The organism is Aquirufa sp. Wall-65K1 (assembly GCF_054558475.1).
In genome coordinates this window covers 74,662-92,693 of record NZ_JBPXKD010000007.1, presented here as the reverse complement: position 1 = coordinate 92,693, position 18,032 = coordinate 74,662, and the positions used below count along the sequence as shown (strand labels likewise).

The following is an 18,032-nucleotide window of genomic DNA, read 5'->3' as shown; positions in this document are numbered from 1 at the left end:
AGCCTATACTTTTCGGAAAATGACGGTTGCGTTATGCCCACCAAATCCAAATCCATTGCTTAGTGCCACGTTGATTTTTCTTGCTTTACCTTGATTTAAAGTTAAATCAAGATTTTGATCTATCGCTGGGTCTAAATCTTGGCAGTTAATGGTTGGAGGTACAAATTGATGCTGTATGGCTAAGATGGAAGCCACCGCTTCTACGGCTCCTGCGCCTCCTAATAAGTGACCAGTCATGGATTTTGTGGAAGAGATACTCATTTTATAAGCATGTTCTCCAAAGCAATCAACGATTGCTTTTAATTCTTGAGGATCACCAATAGGGGTAGATGTACCGTGAGTATTGATATAATCTACTTCCTCGGGTTTGATTTGAGCATCTTCTAATGCATCAATCATGGAAAGTAAAGCACCATATCCTTCAGGATGTGGGGCCGTAATATGGTAGGCATCTGAGGAGAATCCACCACCGATTAACTCGGCATAGATTTTTGCTCCACGTGCTTTTGCATGTTCGTATTCTTCTAGCACTAATGCGCCTGCACCTTCACCTACTACAAAACCATCGCGGTTTACATCATAAGGGCGAGAAGCAGTAGCCGGGTCATCATTTCTTTCAGACATGGCACGCATGGCTGTAAAACCACCCACAGAGGCAATGGTCACCGGTGCTTCCGATCCTCCAGTCACACAGATATTAATACGACCTGTACGAATGTAATTGAAAGCATCAATGATGGCATTGTTCGCAGATGAACATGCGGAAACAGTTACATAGTTTGGACCACGAAAACCGTTTCTAATGGATATTTGACCTGAGCTAGAGTCAGCAATCATTTTAGGGATAAAGAATGGATTGATTTTAGGCGTACCATCTCCTTTGCCGAAATAGATCATTTCATCTTCAAAGGTTTTTAATCCACCGATACCTGATCCCCAGATTACACCGACTTTATTTTTGTTGATAGCTTCCATATCGAAACCCGCATCCTTGATAGCTTCATCGGAAGCTACAATAGCATATTGGGTAAAAGGGTCCATTTTACGGGCCTCCTGACGTGGAATGAATTCTTCTACACTAAAATTCTTGAGTTCACAGGCAAAACGAGTTCTGAATTTTTCAGCGTCGAACTTGGTGATAGGTCCACATCCACTTTTTCCGGTAGATAAACCTTCCCAGTATTCACTAACTGTATTTCCAATAGGGGTAAGGGCACCTAAACCCGTTACTACAACTCGTTTTAACTCCATAATTATCCTGATATTTTAGGTTTGAAAAATAAAAAATGTCAATTCGTAAGGGTGATTTTCTTAGGAACTAGGTTCCTGAGTCATTACCAATTACCAATTGACATCATTATTATTTCGTTACGATTACTTTGCGTTCTCTTCCAAGTAGGTGATGGCTTGTCCTACAGTTTGGATATTCTCTGCTTGATCATCTGGAATAGATACGTTGAATTCTTTTTCAAATTCCATGATTAATTCTACCGTGTCTAAGGAATCAGCTCCTAAATCGTTTGTGAAAGATGCCTCAGGTGTAACTTCTGATGCTTCTACTCCTAATTTCTCAACGATGATGCTTTTTACTTTTTCTGCAATATCTGCCATTTCTAAAATATTTTGGGGTTCAAAAACGATGCAAAGATTAGAATTAAAACTTAGATTATCAAACAAATTTTAAGCCTAATTGCATTATTAAAATAATTAATTAGATAAAAATAATTCTTTTTTTTGAATTGTTTAAAATTCTTGCGAATGATTTATTTCTAAGCATTAAAAACAAAGCGATGCGGCACCTAAAAGTCCTGCATCATTTCCTAAAAGTGCTTTTTTAATACTTAGTTTTTTCAAGTAAGCTGGAGTTAACCAATAGTTCAACTGTTTCTCCATACTTGGCAAGATAAAATCAAATGAAGCTGAAAGCCCGCCTCCAATGAAGATGTTTTTAATATCTAGAATTCGGATTAATGAAACGATCATATCACCCAACATTTCTCCTACTTCATTCCAAATAGCCAAAGCTAATTCATCTCCTTCTTCGGCAGCTACGACTAGTGCGGTAGTGGATATAGATCCATCTGCTGCCAAAACTGTTTTTCCTTTGTATGTGGCACGCATGGCGTTCGCCATTTGTAATAATTCCTTTTTACCAATGTTTCTTTCTAAGACTTTTCCATTTCTAGACGGAACGTGTCCTGGTTCCATCGCATTTCCATCTCCACCTAAAAAGATCTTGCGATCAATGATGGCGGCTCCACCGATACCTGTTCCTAAGGTTAAAAAGATGAAATCTTCTGGCATGCTATCTTTTTCTGGAGAAAAATAAAATTCTCCCAGCGCAGCTGCATTGGCATCATTTTCCATAAAAAAGGCATGGTCCGGAAAACGCTTTTCTAACATGGAAATTAAGTGAGCTCCATCAATTTCTGGAATGGCCGTAATTTCGATTAGGGTTTTACGATTTTTAGTTAAGATACCAGGAAGACCAATACCTACTTTATGTACATGCTTGTGCTGAAATAATTGTAGTGCAATAGCATCAGCTAGGCGATCTAAGAAGTGATTGGATTCTCTCCAAGTGGCGGTATCATAACTTTGAAAATTACTAATATGCCCAGTTTCTGGATGGACAATGCCCATTTTTACTCCTGTTCCTCCAACGTCAATTCCTAGATATTCTGCTGCTTCCATGCGGTCTTTTGGTTTAATTTGCTGCGAATTTCTTTAAAATTACGCGCATATTCAAATATTCTATTCGGCAATTTAGTTTAGAGATAGATTCTTTCCAGTTTTTCCATGATTTGGGAAACGGCTGGACAGATTAAGGCATTTTTTTGGGTTATTTTAAGGATACCCAACATGTTTTTGCGATAGGTATGGGGGTATTCCCGACATGCCTTAGGTCGGTGTTCGTAAATGTCACAGGCATTATCTTCTAATAAAAACGGGCATGGACTAGAAGGATAAACCCAGTCTCCATCCGCATCTTTAATTAAATAGGTATCTAGAAAATCAGCTACCTTCATTTTTAGCAGTTTGGCTACTCGCTGTATATCAGTCTCATTCCACATGGGGCTTGTGGTTTTGCAACAATTACCACAATCGAGGCAATCGATGTTTTCAAAAACCACTTCATGGTTTTTTTCAAATTGCACATCGAGGTCTTTCGGTTTTTTGGCCCGAATACGTTGGAAAACTTTAGTAAAACTGGGGTCTCTAGGCATCTGAATTAGGCATGTGGGAAGCAAGTCCGGCAGAGGGCCTCGTAGCTATCCGCCTCACCTAACATCACGGTTTGTTGTTGCTGCACGATGCGATGAGAATAGGTAGCTACACCACCACATTTGACACATACCGCATGTACTTTGGTAATGTATTCAGCTATGGCCATAAGGTCGGGCATTGGGCCAAAGGGTATTCCTTTGAAATCCATGTCTAGGCCTGCAATAATGACACGTTTGCCTTGATTGGCGAGGGTATTGCAAACTTCTACAATGTGGTGATCAAAGAATTGGGCTTCATCCAAACCTACTACATCGCAGCTGCCTGCCAATAATAAGATTTCACTTGAACTATGAACAGGAGTGGAGCGAATGGAATTGTGGTTATGGGATACGATGTCTTCGTCATGATAACGGGTATCGGCAGCTGGTTTGAAAATTTCTACCTGCAATTGAGCTATTTTGGCTCTTTTCAAACGACGAATTAATTCTTCTGTCTTGCCTGAAAACATGGAGCCACAAATTACCTCCACCCAACCGCTTGGATTGGAATTTTGGGAAGATTTGGAATGATTGGGCTCTAAAAACAAGGCATGAAAAAGCCCCTTGCTTCCAAGGGGCCTAGTTTAGGTGGTATCTTATTTAGACGTAAAAACCGAAGAGAAGTACTCACGGTTCATGCGAGCAATATTCTCAAGGGAAATACCTTTTGGACATTCTGCTTCACAAGCACCTGTATTGGAACAAGCACCGAAACCTTCTTCATCCATTTGTGCGACCATGGCTTCAGCACGCTTAGCACGCTCAGCTTGACCTTGAGGTAATAAAGCCAATTGAGAGATTTTAGCGGAAGTAAATAACATGGCAGAAGCATTTTTACAAGCCGCCACGCAAGCTCCACATCCAATACATGCTGCCGCTGCAAAGGCATCGTCCGCATTGTCTTTGGGAATAGGTAAGCTATTGGCATCTTGTGCATTGCCTGTATTGACAGAAATAAATCCACCAGCAGCAATGATGCGATCAAAGGCAGAACGATTAACTACTAAGTCTTTAATGACTGGGAAAGCTTCCGCTCTCCAAGGTTCAATGGTGATAGTTTGTCCATCGCTGAAGCTACGCATGTGTAACTGGCAAGTGGTAACACCTTTATTGGGTCCATGAGGGCGACCGTTGATGTACATGGAGCACATACCACAGATACCTTCACGACAATCGTGATCAAAAGCTACTGGATCATCACCTTCTTCGATAAGACGGTTGTTGAGCACGTCAATCATTTCCAAAAAGGACATATCCTCCGAAATACCACTTACTTGGTATGTCTCGAATTTACCCGCAGTTTGGGCGTTTTTTTGTCTCCAGATTTTAAGCGTCAGGTTTAAATTTCCTTCCATGTTATCGAATTATTTATAAGATCTTTGAGCAATTTTAATGTTTTCGAATTTCAATTCTTCTTTATGTAATTCGAATTGTGATTCACCTTTGAACTCCCAAGCCGCCACGTAAGCATAATTTTCATCATCACGCAAGGCCTCGCCGTCCTCAGTTTGGTATTCTTCACGGAAGTGACCTCCGCAACTTTCATTTCTATCTAAAGCGTCCTTGCACATTAACTCTCCTAATTCTAGGAAGTCAGCAACACGACCAGCTTTTTCTAATTCAGGGTTCAAGTTATTCGCTTCTCCTGGGATACGAACATCGCTCCAGAATTCTTTGCGCAATGCCTGAATATCAGCGATTGCCATTTTTAAGCCTTCCTCATTACGAGCCATACCGCATTGGTTCCACATGATTAAGCCTAATTTCTTATGGAAATAATCAACCGACTTGGTTCCGCGAATACTCATTAATTTTTCAATCTGCTCCTTAACTGCTTTTTCTGCATTAACAAAGGCCTCACTTTCTGTTGACATAGCCGGAGTTCTAATTTCAGAAGCTAGATAAGCACCAATCGTGTATGGAATTACGAAATATCCATCAGCTAATCCTTGCATTAGTGCCGAAGCTCCTAAACGGTTAGCACCGTGGTCAGAGAAGTTAGCTTCTCCCAAGGCATATAAACCTGGAACAGTAGTCATCAAGTTGTAATCAACCCAAAGTCCGCCCATGGTATAGTGTACCGCAGGATAGATACGCATTGGCAATTCGTAAGGATCTTCACCCGTGATTTGCTTATACATATCAAATAAGTTACCGTATTTTTCTTTTACGACTTCCTTACCCATTAATTGAATTTCTTCATCACTTGCGTGGTGGATATTTCTCTTGTTCGCTTCAGCCTTACCATAACGGACGATAGCTGCAGCAAAATCTAGGTAAACGGCCATTTTAGAGGAACCTACTCCATAACCTGCATCGCAACGCTCCTTAGCAGCACGAGAAGCAATATCACGAGGTACTAAGTTACCAAAGGCAGGATAACGACGCTCTAAATAATAGTCACGCTCGTCTTCTGGAATTTCATTGGCCTTGCGCGGATCGTCTTTCTTTTTAGGTACCCAGATACGTCCGTCATTACGTAGTGACTCGGACATTAAGGTTAATTTAGATTGATGATCTCCCGAAACTGGAATACAAGTTGGGTGAATCTGGGTGTAACATGGGTTAGCGAAAAATGCTCCTTTTTTGTGGGCCTTCCAAGCTGCAGTCACGTTAGATCCCATGGCGTTGGTTGAAAGGTAGAATACGTTTCCGTAACCACCTGTACACAATAAGACCGCATGTCCAAAATGACGCTCTAACTCACCTGTAACTAAATTACGGGCAATAATTCCGCGAGCTTTACCATCTACCACCACCACGTCTTGCATTTCGTGGCGCGTGAATAATTCGACATTACCCATACCAACTTGGCGTTGTAAAGCCGAATAAGCTCCTAATAATAATTGTTGTCCTGTTTGACCTGCCGCGTAAAATGTACGCTGAACTTGCGTTCCACCAAATGAACGGTTTGAAAGCAAACCACCGTATTCACGGGCAAAAGGAACACCTTGGGCCACACATTGGTCAATGATGTTTCCAGATACCTCTGCTAAACGATGTACATTGGCTTCACGAGATCTGTAGTCACCGCCTTTGATGGTATCATAAAATAAACGGAAAATAGAGTCTCCATCATTTTGATAGTTTTTAGCGGCATTGATACCTCCCTGGGCTGCAATGGAGTGCGCACGTCGAGGAGAATCCTGAAAGCAGAAAACTTTTACTTTATATCCTAACTCAGCCAAAGAGGCGGCAGCAGATGCTCCTGCTAAGCCTGATCCAACAATGACCACTTCCAAATTACGTTTGTTGGCAGGATTTACTAATGAAACACTGGAACGGTATTTGGTCCATTTTTCGGCTAAAGAACCTTCTGGAATTTTTGCGTCTAATTTTGTCATATTAATCGTATCGGCTGAGGAATTAATGAATCAAATTAAAATGGAGTGCGATAGGCATTGCGGCAAATAAAGCAGCGATAATAATGGCATATGCTGCGCCAATGCACTTGATCGTCGGAGTATATTTAGGATGGTTCCATCCAAGGCTTTGGAAAGCACTTTGAAATCCATGCAATAGGTGGTAACCTAGAGAAATACATCCCAATACATATATAGCCACCACTACTGGGCTTGTGAAAACCGCTTGCATTTCATGATATAAAGTATGTTCCTCTGTTAGATTGTCAGTCAATCGAGAGAAATACCAGAAATGTTTTAAGTGGATGATTAAAAACAATAATAATAAAGTTCCTAAAAGACCCATGGAACGAGAGTACCATTTACTGTTGGCAGCACCATCAACAACGGCATATGCTACAGGACGTTTCTTTTTGTTGTCCATCCATAAACGTAATCCGTCTAAGATGTGAAGCAACAAACCTCCGAACAATACGATTTCCATGGTACGTATAATAGGATTCTTTGCCATGAATTCCGCTCCGGCGTTGAAGGTAGCCCCTCCATCATTCAAGAAGATGGTAGCGTTAAGACCGCAGTGAACAATTAGGAAACTGACTAAAAAGAGGCCGGTGATTGCCATTAAGAGCTTTTTACCCAGTGATGAATTTAGTGATTTTGATAACCAAGCCATAAATGAAATTTATTTTGATTGAAGTAAACATTCGCCCACGGTAACCATAAGTGAAAATTTAGGACATAAAACTACAATTGATTCGTGGGTCTTTCAAATATTCGATTAAAAAAACCTTTTTTTTTATTTTTTTCGAATTGCTTAATTAACTTTCCATATTACAAATTTGTTTTATGTCTGTGAAAAATTATTCCGCCTACATTCTTGCCTTTTTGCTTAGTTTTTTGGGAATGATTTTCCAAGCTCAAGCTACTCACTTAAAAGGGGGGGAGATAACGGTCAAGCGGATTTCCAACGTAAGCCTCACCTATGAATTTACCTTAACCACGTATACCGAGGACAATAGGGCTAATCAAGATCAGACAGATGTAAATTTTTGTTTTGGCGATGGTTCAGGAATATTCAAGGCCAAAAGATTGCTGCCCATCGTGAATTTGGGCAATGGTACCTTGAAAAACACTTATAAGATAGAGTATACTTATCCAGCTCCTGCTTTATTCTACAAGGTTTCCGTAGCCATTCCCAACCGAAATGATGGAGTCCGAAATATTACACGCTCAGTAGAAGTTCCTTTTTATGTAGAGACTATTTTTTCCATCAATTCAGGTTTAGGTCAAAACTCTACCCCAGTATTATTGAATCCAGCTGTTGATTTAACGGCAGTAGTAGGTCAGCCATTCATTCATAATCCGAATGCAGTGGATGCCGAAGGTGATAGTTTAGCATATCGCTTAACCGTTTCTCGTTATGGTGATTATGAAACCTGTAACCCATCCAGTCGAGGAATCACAGCTCCTAATTTTCGACAGCCCAACGAAATTTCACCCATGGCATCTTCTTTTACGATTAATTCACTCAATGGTGATTTAATTTGGGACTCGCCTCAAGAATTGGGATTATACAACTGTGCTTTCATTGTAGAAGAATGGAGAAATGGAATTAAGATTTCAGAAACTGTTCGAGATATGCAAATCGAGGTCAAAGATTTAGACAATAAAGGTCCGAAAATTGTGGTTCCCCCTGATGTGTGTGTACAAGCGGGTACATTAATCAGAGAAACCATTAGCGCTGCGGATGTGGCGTCTAAAACGGGTAGACTAGATCCTGTGACGATCATTAGTTCGGGTAATGTGTACCCAATTGATACCTCATTTGCGATCAAGCAGCCATTTGCTACCTTCATTTCCTCTCCGAGACAAACCGGTACGGCTACGGGTGCATTTACTTGGCAAACAGCCTGTCAGCATATTCGAAAGGAAACTTATGATATTTTCTTCAAAGCCGAGGATAACCCTCCTACGTCCATTGGTGGGGGCGTGAAGTTGGTTGATTCCAAAATTTGGAAGATAAAAATCATTGCTCCTTCGGTAAAAAATTTGGTGGCAAGAATTCAGCCAACTAAAGGCTCGGCTATCTTGACTTGGAGTCCTTATACTTGTAGTTTACCTGGTTCCAAGATTATTGTTTTTAGAAAACAAGCGGCTTGTACGTCTGTGGTGAATAAATCTTGTCAAACGGGAATGCAACTTAGTGGATTTACCGAGATAGCCCGGATAAATGCCACCGAGGTACAGTATGAGGATACCAACAAGGGAGCAGGTTTATTGAAAAATGCCAATTATATCTACGTCTTGGTTGTTGTATTTACTAATTCAAGCGGACAAACAGACTTTAGTCCTATGTCCAATTCAAGTTGTGCTTTTATTCCTTCCTCAGCTCCATTGATGACCAATGTCTCCATACAAAAAACAGGAGCTAGTGATGGAGAAATTCTAGTTAGGTGGTCTCGACCCTTGAATTTAGATACAACTTTGTACAAAGGTCCATACCAGTATCAAGTTATGCGGGCTGAGGGTAATGGGTCCACTAATTTTGTATCCGTAGGAAGTCCAATTCCAGCCTCGATTTACCTGGCTAAAAGTGATACATCTTTCATAGACAAAGGTTTAGCTACGGATAGCAAGATATATCGTTATCGTACAGATTTCTATTATACCAACAATGGTCAATTTAAATTATTAGATTCACCTAGTCCGGCAGCGCAAGTGCAATTAGTGGCGCAGTCAGCGGTTCGTTCCAATAAATTGGCTTGGTCAGCAGATGTACCTTGGTTAAATGATTTCCAAGTTCACCGTGTTTACCGCGAAAGCCCAAGAGGATCAGGTAAGTTTAATCAAATCACAGAAGTTTCGGTAGCAGGCCCAAGTACCTATACCTTTACGGATCAGGGAACAGATTTTTATACCAAAGATGGTAAATTTGATGTGACACTTTCTCCAGATTCAAGCTATTGTTATTATGTAGAAACGCTAGGATCTTATGGAGAGGGATTTCCAGTAATGACCCTTATCAATGCATCCAAAATTGTGTGTTTAAAGCCACAATCGGATGTTAATCCATGTGCTCCAAAATTGACATTATCAGCTCCAGATTGTGCTGCATTGGATGGTTCCCTGAATTGCAACTTTACAAGCTTTACCAACCAATTAACTTGGCAGCCAACTTTGACAGGGAATTGTGATCAAAACATCGCCTCGTATCGAATTTACTATGCTTCTAGTGCTGCAGGACCATTTACGCGAATTGCGGAAGTAAGTGATCTGCGTTATTTGCATCAGAAGAGAGATTCATTCATTGGAAGTTATTACGTGACAGCCATCAGTCAATTGGGTAAAGAAAGTCCTAAGAGTGAAACCTTAAACCAAGATAATTGTCCATCTTTTGAATTGCCTAATTTGTTCAGTCCGAATGGCGATTTGAAAAATGATGTTTGGTTGCCTTTACGTTGTCCACGATTTGTCAAAGCCTTACAATGTAAAATTGTAGATCGCTACGGGCAGCTGATCTATGAATACAATGGAACAGGTTCTGATTTTGGTTGGAATGGTAAAGATACCTCTGGAAAAGACATGGCTGTTGGAACTTATTTTTACACGGTAGACGTTAGTTTTGATGTCAATGACCCAAGTTTAAAAACCAAGAGTTTAAAAGGCTGGGTTGAACTAGTTCGATAATGAAAGTTCCTGTATTTATCGATGGAAATTGTCGCTTTTGCCGCTTTTGTGCCAAAGTCCTGAAAAGTATGTGCGGGGATAAAATTCAGATTGATTACCAAGGTTCAAGTTCTTTTCAGGAGGCTGTATCGAAAAATCCCGATGACAAGTGGGAAATAGACAGCATCAAAGTACTCTATCAAGGTCGAGTATGGATAAAGTCCCAAGCTGTAAATATAGTCTTACAGTTGGCTCCTTGGTATTACCAAATTTTTCGAGTGTTCTTTCTGTTACCCGACAAAGTGTTGGATCAGGGCTATGATTTTATTGCTAAAAATCGGCTGATTTGGGGAAAATCAGTGGACGCTTGTGAGATCAACGATTTCGCAAAATAGGCGTCATTTGACTAAATACTTTAGGCTCAAACATAATATCCCATTTTCTTGCTGCTTCTTCCAGGCCAGCGTAATTGAAGTGTGTGCCATCCCACCTAAAACCAGCTCCTACCACCGATTGTAAATTAGCGCCTTCTACTACATTGGGTAAGGTTTTTAACATGATATTTTGAGCTTCTTGAACATGTAAATCTTCTGTTTTGTTCAAACCTCTATTACTGCGGGCTAACATAAAAGTCAGGTTTTTACTTTGAAGAATTTCCCTGGTATAATCCATGTAAATGCCCGTATACTTGATGATGTTGTCCATTGAAGTAGTTGCATCGTTTTCTCCGTGAATCACTAAAATGGCCCTTAAGCCACTTTTGGGTACTTCGGAAAGGATTTTGTTTTCAAAAAAAGCATAAGGATACCGCTTTTTCCAATCGAAAAGTGTACTGGAAAATTCCAAGCCAAGTGCTGATTTTCCCCATTGTTCGGAGGTGGAACCGCCTATACCTGTGCTATAAAAACGAATAGGGACCTGATATCGAACTTTTAATTTATCGGCTAATCTTCCCCAAAATGCCACCACATTGTTGTCCGAATACTTAATGACTTCACACCATTCTTTGTCGTAATCTGTTAATTCATAGGGAGGTTGACCTTCGGCAAGGGAATGTCCAATGATGGCAAAAACTTCTCCCACTTTGAAGGGAGATTTCGTTAAAATGGTATCATTGATGGTTTTATTATCTTGAATTAATTTGATTTCTGGGTAGTATCCGCCCGCTTGCAGCAGGAATTCACCTTTGAAACTGGCTCCTTCTTTAGATAGATTTAACCAGTCAGTCTCTTTTCCTCCTAGTATGTTTTTGAACTTTACTTGAGCAGAGCTGAATGTTTGGCTACTTTGACCTACTAAAACAATTTTGCCCTGGTTATTGAGATCCCTTTGAACGAACATGCGGCTCTTGGTCGCATCAATGGAAATGTTTCCTTGTTGACTGCCCATGGGATTTGTTTCCTCTGTTTTACAAGAATTAAATACCATTAAGCTGAATGTAAGAGCCAAGAATGACAAAATTCGAAGGAACATGCAATTGAAATTTAGGAGCGTTTCAGATAGCCAGAAGATTAATTTATCTTTGTCAAAGATTGTGAATCTTAAATCAAAAATATAACAAAACATAATAAAAATGAAGGCATTCGTATTTCCCGGTCAAGGATCTCAATTTCCAGGTATGGCCAAAGATTTATATGAGAACTATGCTTTAGCGAAAGAAATCGTGGATGAGGCGGATCAAATATTAGGATTCTCATTGTCGAAAGTCATGTTTGAAGGGTCTGATGAAGATTTAAAACAAACGAAGGTAACGCAACCTGCTATTTATTTACACTCGGTTTTGGTGGCTAAATTGGGAAAAGATTTTGCCCCAGATATGGTAGCGGGTCATTCATTGGGCGAGTTTTCTGCCTTGGTGGCGGCTGGTGGATTATCTTGGCAGGACGGCTTACGATTGGTTTACCAAAGAGCTTTAGCCATGCAAAAAGCTTGTGAAATAGTACCGAGTACCATGGCAGCAGTATTAGGATTAGCAGATGCGGAAATCGAAAAAATATGTGCGGAATTAGATGGAGAGGTGGTAGCTGCCAATTATAATTGTCCGGGACAAGTAGTGATTTCAGGAAGTGTTTCAGGGATTGAAAAAGCGGCTGAATTATTGAAAGCGGCTGGAGCTAAACGTGTATTAACGCTACCGGTAGGTGGGGCATTCCATTCACCTTTTATGGAGCCTGCACGTGTAGAGTTAGCTGCGGCCATTGAAGCAACCACGATTGAACGACCTATTTGTCCGATTTTCCAAAATGTCACAGCAAAAGCTTCGCAAGACCCAGCGGAAATTAAACAAAATTTAATTGCCCAGTTAACAGGTGCCGTTCGTTGGACACAGTCGGTAGAAGGTATGGTGGCAGCTGGTGCAACCGACTTTATTGAGTGTGGACCGGGAAAAGTTTTACAGGGTTTGGTGAAGAAAATTAGCGCTGAGGTGCAAGTGGCTTCGATGGAGTTGGCTTCTTAGCTTTGTCAAGTGCAAATTAAATGCTTGATTTAGAGCATTCAAGCTGATTTCGGATGAAATAATTCAATTTTTTTTGAAGCACATTTGATAATTCGCTTAGGAGGTCTTATTTTTGCATTCGATTTGGAATTGACCTATGGTGTAATGGTAACACATCTGATTTTGGTTCAGTCGTTCTAGGTTCGAATCCTAGTAGGTCAACCACCCTTTCCCTCACTGATTTTTCGGTGAGGGATTTTTTTTGCTTTTGGTATAATTAATAAAATTGGATTTTTGGCTAGCTGGCCTTATTTTTAAGTTATTCTCATGTAAATCTTTGATTTTGAAATACCTGATCATCCTATTTTTAATTTTTCTAAGCTCCTGTGCCAGTCAAGTACAGTACCAAGTAGGTATTTCCAAATTTACTAATCAAGATTATTTGGGGGCCAACCAAGATTTTAGTGAGGCCTTAGCAAAAGATAAACGAAATGATGATATCTACTTTGCTCGAGCAGCTAGTCGAAGTTTGGCAGGTTATCATTCTTTAGCTATAGCCGACATGAATAAAGCCATCAGTTTGAATGATTCACGGCCGGACTATTATTTTTTTCGAGCTTATTTTAAATCACAATTGGCCTACCACAAAAGTGCCATCAAGGATTATTCCATTTGTATTTCAAAAGCTCCTTATTACGTGGAAGTGTATCGTCACCGTGCTTTATCATTTATTGAATTGGGCGATTTGACGGAGGCTTGTTTGGATATTCAAGAAGCTATTGCTGCAGGAGATACTGCGGCTATTGCTCTACAGTCAAAGTATTGCCTTAAACAGCCTTAAGTTCCCTTATTTTATTTTTAGGACAAATTTTGCACGTGAATAATGCAATTTTGTAGCAATAATTTATAATTAAATTTAAATTGCAACATAGGTGTGCGGACATATCTTGATGATGTAGATGCGATGAGGTTTATTTTTTCATTTTATGATTCCCAATTTATCCAATATTTTCCGTCAGTGGAATGACTTAATTAGCAAATGGTCCCAGCATCAATTAGGGGTTGTTATCATTTGCCTCTCCTTGTTTGTTGGATTTTCTGCCCTTTATTTTCCAAAGGTTTTTCACAAGCGAATAAATAATTCATGGACCAGCAATGAAAAGTACATGATTGATTTTGTCAATCGTAAGATTGAACATCCGTTTTTAGCAGCTGTAGGAAATAATTCTCGTGAACATTATTCCAAAAGGGAATTGCGAGTAACCCCCTATTTCATAGGCAAGATCTTTCACTTAAATGCCATCCGGCTATTTTATTTACAAGTATTTTTATTGTCTTTTTTTCTATTTGGTTTTTTTAATCTGATTCGAAAATTAACCCATGGAGATGCCCCTCTGGCATTTTGGTCTACGGCTTGTATACTTTTCACTTATGTGGGGCATTCATTTGTATATGATACGCTTTTTTATGATTCTTATGCCTTTTGCTTCTTATTAGTTGCCTGCTATTTTTATGATCGACTATGGTCTGTTTTAGCGCTTTTGTTAGCTTTTTTTGTAGATGAGCGAAGTCTTTTCCCAGCCTTAAATCTAGTTCTACTGTACTTATTTCATTCAGGAATACCTCAAGGAAAATGGTCGGAATTACTTCGTGATTTCATATGGAAAAATAAAGGAGCCCAGTATCTTTTATTGAGTTATGTTTTATATGCGCTTATCCGTTATTATTTATATGTCACTTTTCAATTGGAAACTCCTATTGGAAAGCAAGCTGGTGTTCAGTTAGGTTTTGCCTTTTTGCATGGTTACAAGCTACCTTATGCTTTATTTTCATCTTTGAAATGGGCCATCATATTACCTATAATGGGATTAATTTATTTCATCAAACAAAGGAAATGGACTGTCGCTTGGTTTTATTTTGGAACCTATTTGCTATCATTTATGGCTGCCACGGCAGTAGATGATGTCACTCGAAGTCTAACCTTTTGCTTTCCAATTTTATTTGTATTGTTTCCGATCATATTTCGTTTGAAGGAGGCTGAAAATGCGCGCGTTTTTATGTGTCTTTTGTTTTTGGCGAATTTCTTGACACCTACCTATACCTTGTTGATGCATTTGGAGCGTATATCACCATTCAATTGGATCTTTTAAAGACCTTAGAAGTGCATTTATCGAGTCTTTCTTAGTTTCATTTCCCTAAGCGGATGCTTTTTACTATTTTTATAGCCAAATTTTAAATTATTTACACGTCAAACATCCAACCATGAAATACTTGCTTCTTTGTTATTCAGTATTCTTATCTATGCTGGTAAATGCTCAAGTATCCATTGTTTTTCCTCATAATCGCCAGATTTTTCAGCGTAATGCTCAGAATGAGGCCATCATTTCCATACTTGGAAATTGCCCACAGGATGTCAGCTCGGTTCAATACAAGTTTGAACCAGTTAAAGCGGGTCAAGGGACTTTAATTAACTGGACAAGTATCAGTAGCGCACCTGCTTCTGGTTTTTATCAAGAGAAGGTGACGGTTAAAGGTGGCTGGTATACCTTAAAGATTCGCACCTACCAGGGTGATAAATTAAAAGATTCTACGCAATTAGAACGGGTTGGAGTAGGGGAGAATTTTATTATTTCGGGTCAATCCAATGCTCAAGGTGGTAATGGAAGACGTTCTGAAGAAAGTTTTTCAAAAGATGATCGTGTCAATGTAGCCAATATTTACAACTATTATAAGGATTATAATAATTCTCCATTTTACCGCTATTTAGGTCAATTAAACACGGATTTCCCTTTCACAGATTTTCAACATTTAGATGCCAAAAATACGATAGGTCCCATGGGCCTCTCCAATTATTATTGGGCTAGGTTGGGCGACCGTTTAGCAGAGACTTATAATGTGCCTGTCTGTTTTATTAATACGGCTTGGTTAGCTACCGCCATGAGAAACTGGTATGAGTCATCCTTGCCCGACCCTAAACCCTCTGCTAATCCATTTGATCCAACTCTTTTTTATGATGCTGGTTTTCCCTTTAAAAATTTAAAGCGAGCAGTTGAGCTTTTTGGTAAGAAAAATGGAGTAAGAGCTATTCTATGGCATCAAGGAGAAACCGATGCTTTTGGACTTAGATATGATCCCATTGAACTCCGAAAAGCCAAAACAGATACCTATCAGCAGAATTTTAAAGATATGATTAAGAACCTACGGACACAAACGGGAATCGATGTGCCTTGGTTAATTTCACGCGTTTCTTATTCGGCAGGTATTGCAAATGGAGTTTGCAGTATTGAATATAAGGATGAGTTATTGATTAGAAAACAAAGTGATATGGTAACCGAGGTGAGTGGAATTCCAGAGATTTACCTGGGGCCTTATACCGATGTGGTAGAGATACCGCGTAAAACAGACGATTTTTCTGGTTGTGTACATTTTTCACCTGACGCATATGAGGAATTAGCCTACCTTTGGTTGGAAAAAATTGGGGATGCCATTGGTAAAAATGCGAAGCCAATTAGTCCCAAACCATTACCAAGTTTCTCGGTGATTTGTGATAATAGTAATGCTACCAATTTGAGTGTTCAAACCACAGATAATATTAAATGGCTAAACGAGAGTGCTCAAGTTGTCAATTCTACAGCTACCATTCAAAAGGCTCTATCTGGCAATTATTCCATGCGTTTGGAGGACCGAGTTGGTAATGAATTTACTGTTCCTTTGTTTCAATTTAAGCCTTTACAAACACCTGCTACTCCTATTATCCTGGTCAAAGGTGATACCCTATTTTGCCAAGGGGGTTCTGTTGAACTGCAAGTTGCTAACCCTGATTTAACCTATATTTGGAATACAGGAGCCCAATCTTCGCTTATTACCGTTAAGGATAAAGGTTCATTTCAAGTAAAAGGGACGAATGCTTATCAATGTACTACTACGTTTTCGAAGGCAGTAAATACCCAGGTTTTTGATATTCCTGCTGCACCTGTTATCACCCAGGAAAGTCCTTATTTTCTCAAGACTTCCATCTTGAAAACAAGTGACACCAATTTGTTTTGGGAATTTAATCAAACGGTATTGCCAGAAAAAAACACCTTGTTACGCGTTCGAGATTCCGGAACCTATTCCTTGTATTTGACCAAAAAGTATGTTCCAGGACCTACTTGCGTTTCACCCAAGGCTAGTTTCAGCTACAGTCTTCCAGATGATCTTGGAGTAGTTGTATTCCCTAATCCTGTGATTAATTCTATGTCATTGCAGGCCAGAACATCCTTAGCGGGTGCCTTGGTTAAAATTTATACCTTGGATGGCCGATTGGTGATGGATTCACAAATTAGTCAAGATGGATCAGCCCAAATAAACGTACAGCACCTTTCGCAAGGCACGTATAAATTATGGGTAAGAACAAATGATCAATTGGAATACGTGAAAAATATCATCGTAAGCCATTAATTATAATCTTGTTCTAGGAATTTTTTCAATTTGATTTTGTCGTCTGACTTGTTGAAATCATTTGCTGCTTTTCCCCATGTCCAAAGGGTATAGGATAAAACTAAATCCTTTGGCAAATCTGCTGGTATTCCAGAGCTGATTCCTCCTTTTTTTGTTTTGATAAGAACAACCCCATTGGCTCCTCTTACTCCATAAATGGCGGTTAAGGAAGCATCTTTTAATACTTGAACTGATTCGATATCATTCGGATTAATGGAGTTCAAATTTCCTGATACGGGAACATCATCCACCACATATAAAGGACTGTTGGAATTAATAGATCCATATCCACGGATACGAACCATGGTTGCTCCACCAGGAGAATTGTCATTACCTACCGTCACTCCGGCAACCTGACCTATCATTTTTTGATTGACACTTGCTGCGTTTACATTTGCTAGGTTTTTATCGGTGATCTTCGCAGGAGCTCCATTATCCTTAGCTCTTTCTTTGGGAGCAATACCTGTATAATTCTTTTGAATAAATTCGATGCCAATCCCAGCTTGTCCAGCCGTATTTCTTGATTTATGGATTTTGATTTGCTGGATTTGGTTGATAGGGATGATGGTGGTATCATAAAAAGGTGCCTTGGTAAAGACGTCCATTGGGTCATAGAGGTAGATGAATAAACTATCTCGACGAATACTAAATGTTCGGCTTGCTTCCAGGGCTTGGCTTTTATTTGCCAATGCACTGGAAGAGGCTGTTTTGCCGAAATACGTACTTAAAATCTGACTAACTTCTTGAGAAGAGGTGGAAGCTTGTCCACACACTGAAACACTCGCAAAAACAAACAGGGAAAAGAACACGTATTTCATGGCT

16 protein-coding genes and 1 tRNA gene are annotated in these 18,032 nt (G+C 39.7%); 7 read left to right on the top strand and 10 right to left on the bottom strand.

Going from position 1 to position 18,032, the window contains the following annotated elements:
• Positions 1-3: 3 nt before the first annotated feature.
• The 8 genes from fabF to ACST15_RS11000 all read right to left on the bottom strand — a co-directional run bounded on the left by fabF (position 4) and on the right by ACST15_RS11000 (position 7,301).
• Positions 4-1,251, bottom strand: a complete 1,248-nt coding sequence (fabF, locus tag ACST15_RS11035; protein WP_459454711.1) for a beta-ketoacyl-ACP synthase II — start codon at positions 1,249-1,251, stop codon at positions 4-6.
• Positions 1,252-1,374: 123 nt separating this feature from the next.
• Complete coding sequence (locus ACST15_RS11030) at positions 1,375-1,611, bottom strand: acyl carrier protein (RefSeq protein WP_092019417.1); 237 nt, start codon at positions 1,609-1,611, stop codon at positions 1,375-1,377.
• A 165-nt stretch (positions 1,612-1,776) separates the two neighbouring features.
• Entirely contained in the window at positions 1,777-2,694 is a 918-nt protein-coding gene (locus ACST15_RS11025; RefSeq protein ID WP_459454710.1) for an ROK family protein, read from the bottom strand.
• 77 nt (positions 2,695-2,771) lie between these two features.
• Positions 2,772-3,227, bottom strand: coding sequence for a YkgJ family cysteine cluster protein (locus tag ACST15_RS11020; protein WP_459454709.1), 456 nt, complete (start codon positions 3,225-3,227; stop codon positions 2,772-2,774).
• 5 nt (positions 3,228-3,232) lie between these two features.
• Positions 3,233-3,814: a thymidine kinase gene (locus tag ACST15_RS11015; protein WP_459454708.1), complete on the bottom strand. Its 582-nt coding sequence runs from the start codon at positions 3,812-3,814 to the stop codon at positions 3,233-3,235.
• Positions 3,815-3,862: 48 nt separating this feature from the next.
• Positions 3,863-4,621 carry a succinate dehydrogenase/fumarate reductase iron-sulfur subunit gene (locus ACST15_RS11010; protein WP_459454707.1) on the bottom strand — a complete coding sequence of 253 codons (759 nt, stop codon included), beginning with the start codon at positions 4,619-4,621 and terminating at the stop codon, positions 3,863-3,865.
• 9 nt (positions 4,622-4,630) lie between these two features.
• A complete protein-coding gene (locus ACST15_RS11005; protein WP_459454706.1) occupies positions 4,631-6,610 on the bottom strand; it encodes a fumarate reductase/succinate dehydrogenase flavoprotein subunit in 1,980 nt (659 codons plus the stop codon).
• A gap of 22 nt (positions 6,611-6,632) precedes the next feature.
• Positions 6,633-7,301, bottom strand: coding sequence for a succinate dehydrogenase cytochrome b subunit (locus ACST15_RS11000; RefSeq protein WP_459454705.1), 669 nt, complete (start codon positions 7,299-7,301; stop codon positions 6,633-6,635).
• A gap of 173 nt (positions 7,302-7,474) precedes the next feature.
• Here ACST15_RS11000 and ACST15_RS10995 point away from each other — a divergent pair, with 173 nt between their 5' ends.
• Positions 7,475-10,315 (top strand): T9SS type B sorting domain-containing protein, encoded by a 2,841-nt coding sequence (locus ACST15_RS10995; protein WP_459454704.1) that lies wholly within the window; start codon positions 7,475-7,477, stop codon positions 10,313-10,315.
• Positions 10,315-10,689: a thiol-disulfide oxidoreductase DCC family protein gene (locus ACST15_RS10990; RefSeq protein WP_459454703.1), complete on the top strand. Its 375-nt coding sequence runs from the start codon at positions 10,315-10,317 to the stop codon at positions 10,687-10,689. Before ACST15_RS10995 ends, ACST15_RS10990 begins: the two co-directional genes overlap by 1 nt.
• Here the strand turns inward: ACST15_RS10990 and ACST15_RS10985 are convergent.
• Entirely contained in the window at positions 10,670-11,767 is a 1,098-nt protein-coding gene (locus ACST15_RS10985) for a hypothetical protein (RefSeq protein ID WP_459454702.1), read from the bottom strand. The genes ACST15_RS10990 and ACST15_RS10985 overlap by 20 nt on opposite strands.
• Positions 11,768-11,867: 100 nt before the next feature.
• Between ACST15_RS10985 and fabD the strand changes: the two genes are divergently transcribed.
• From fabD to ACST15_RS10960, 5 genes are all read left to right on the top strand, one after another.
• Complete coding sequence (fabD, locus tag ACST15_RS10980; RefSeq protein ID WP_459454701.1) at positions 11,868-12,752, top strand: ACP S-malonyltransferase; 885 nt, start codon at positions 11,868-11,870, stop codon at positions 12,750-12,752.
• Between the two features lie 130 nt (positions 12,753-12,882).
• Positions 12,883-12,956: transfer RNA gene (locus ACST15_RS10975), tRNA-Gln, on the top strand.
• Positions 12,957-13,074: 118 nt separating this feature from the next.
• Positions 13,075-13,572 (top strand): tetratricopeptide repeat protein, encoded by a 498-nt coding sequence (locus ACST15_RS10970; RefSeq protein ID WP_459454700.1) that lies wholly within the window; start codon positions 13,075-13,077, stop codon positions 13,570-13,572.
• A gap of 145 nt (positions 13,573-13,717) precedes the next feature.
• Positions 13,718-14,881, top strand: coding sequence for a hypothetical protein (locus tag ACST15_RS10965; protein WP_459454699.1), 1,164 nt, complete (start codon positions 13,718-13,720; stop codon positions 14,879-14,881).
• A 112-nt stretch (positions 14,882-14,993) separates the two neighbouring features.
• Positions 14,994-17,171: a T9SS type A sorting domain-containing protein gene (locus ACST15_RS10960; RefSeq protein WP_459454698.1), complete on the top strand. Its 2,178-nt coding sequence runs from the start codon at positions 14,994-14,996 to the stop codon at positions 17,169-17,171.
• Here ACST15_RS10960 and ACST15_RS10955 read toward each other — a convergent pair.
• Positions 17,168-18,028, bottom strand: coding sequence for a TonB-dependent receptor plug domain-containing protein (locus tag ACST15_RS10955; RefSeq protein ID WP_459454697.1), 861 nt, complete (start codon positions 18,026-18,028; stop codon positions 17,168-17,170). The two genes, ACST15_RS10960 and ACST15_RS10955, sit on opposite strands and share 4 nt — an antisense overlap.
• Positions 18,029-18,032: the final 4 nt, after the last annotated feature.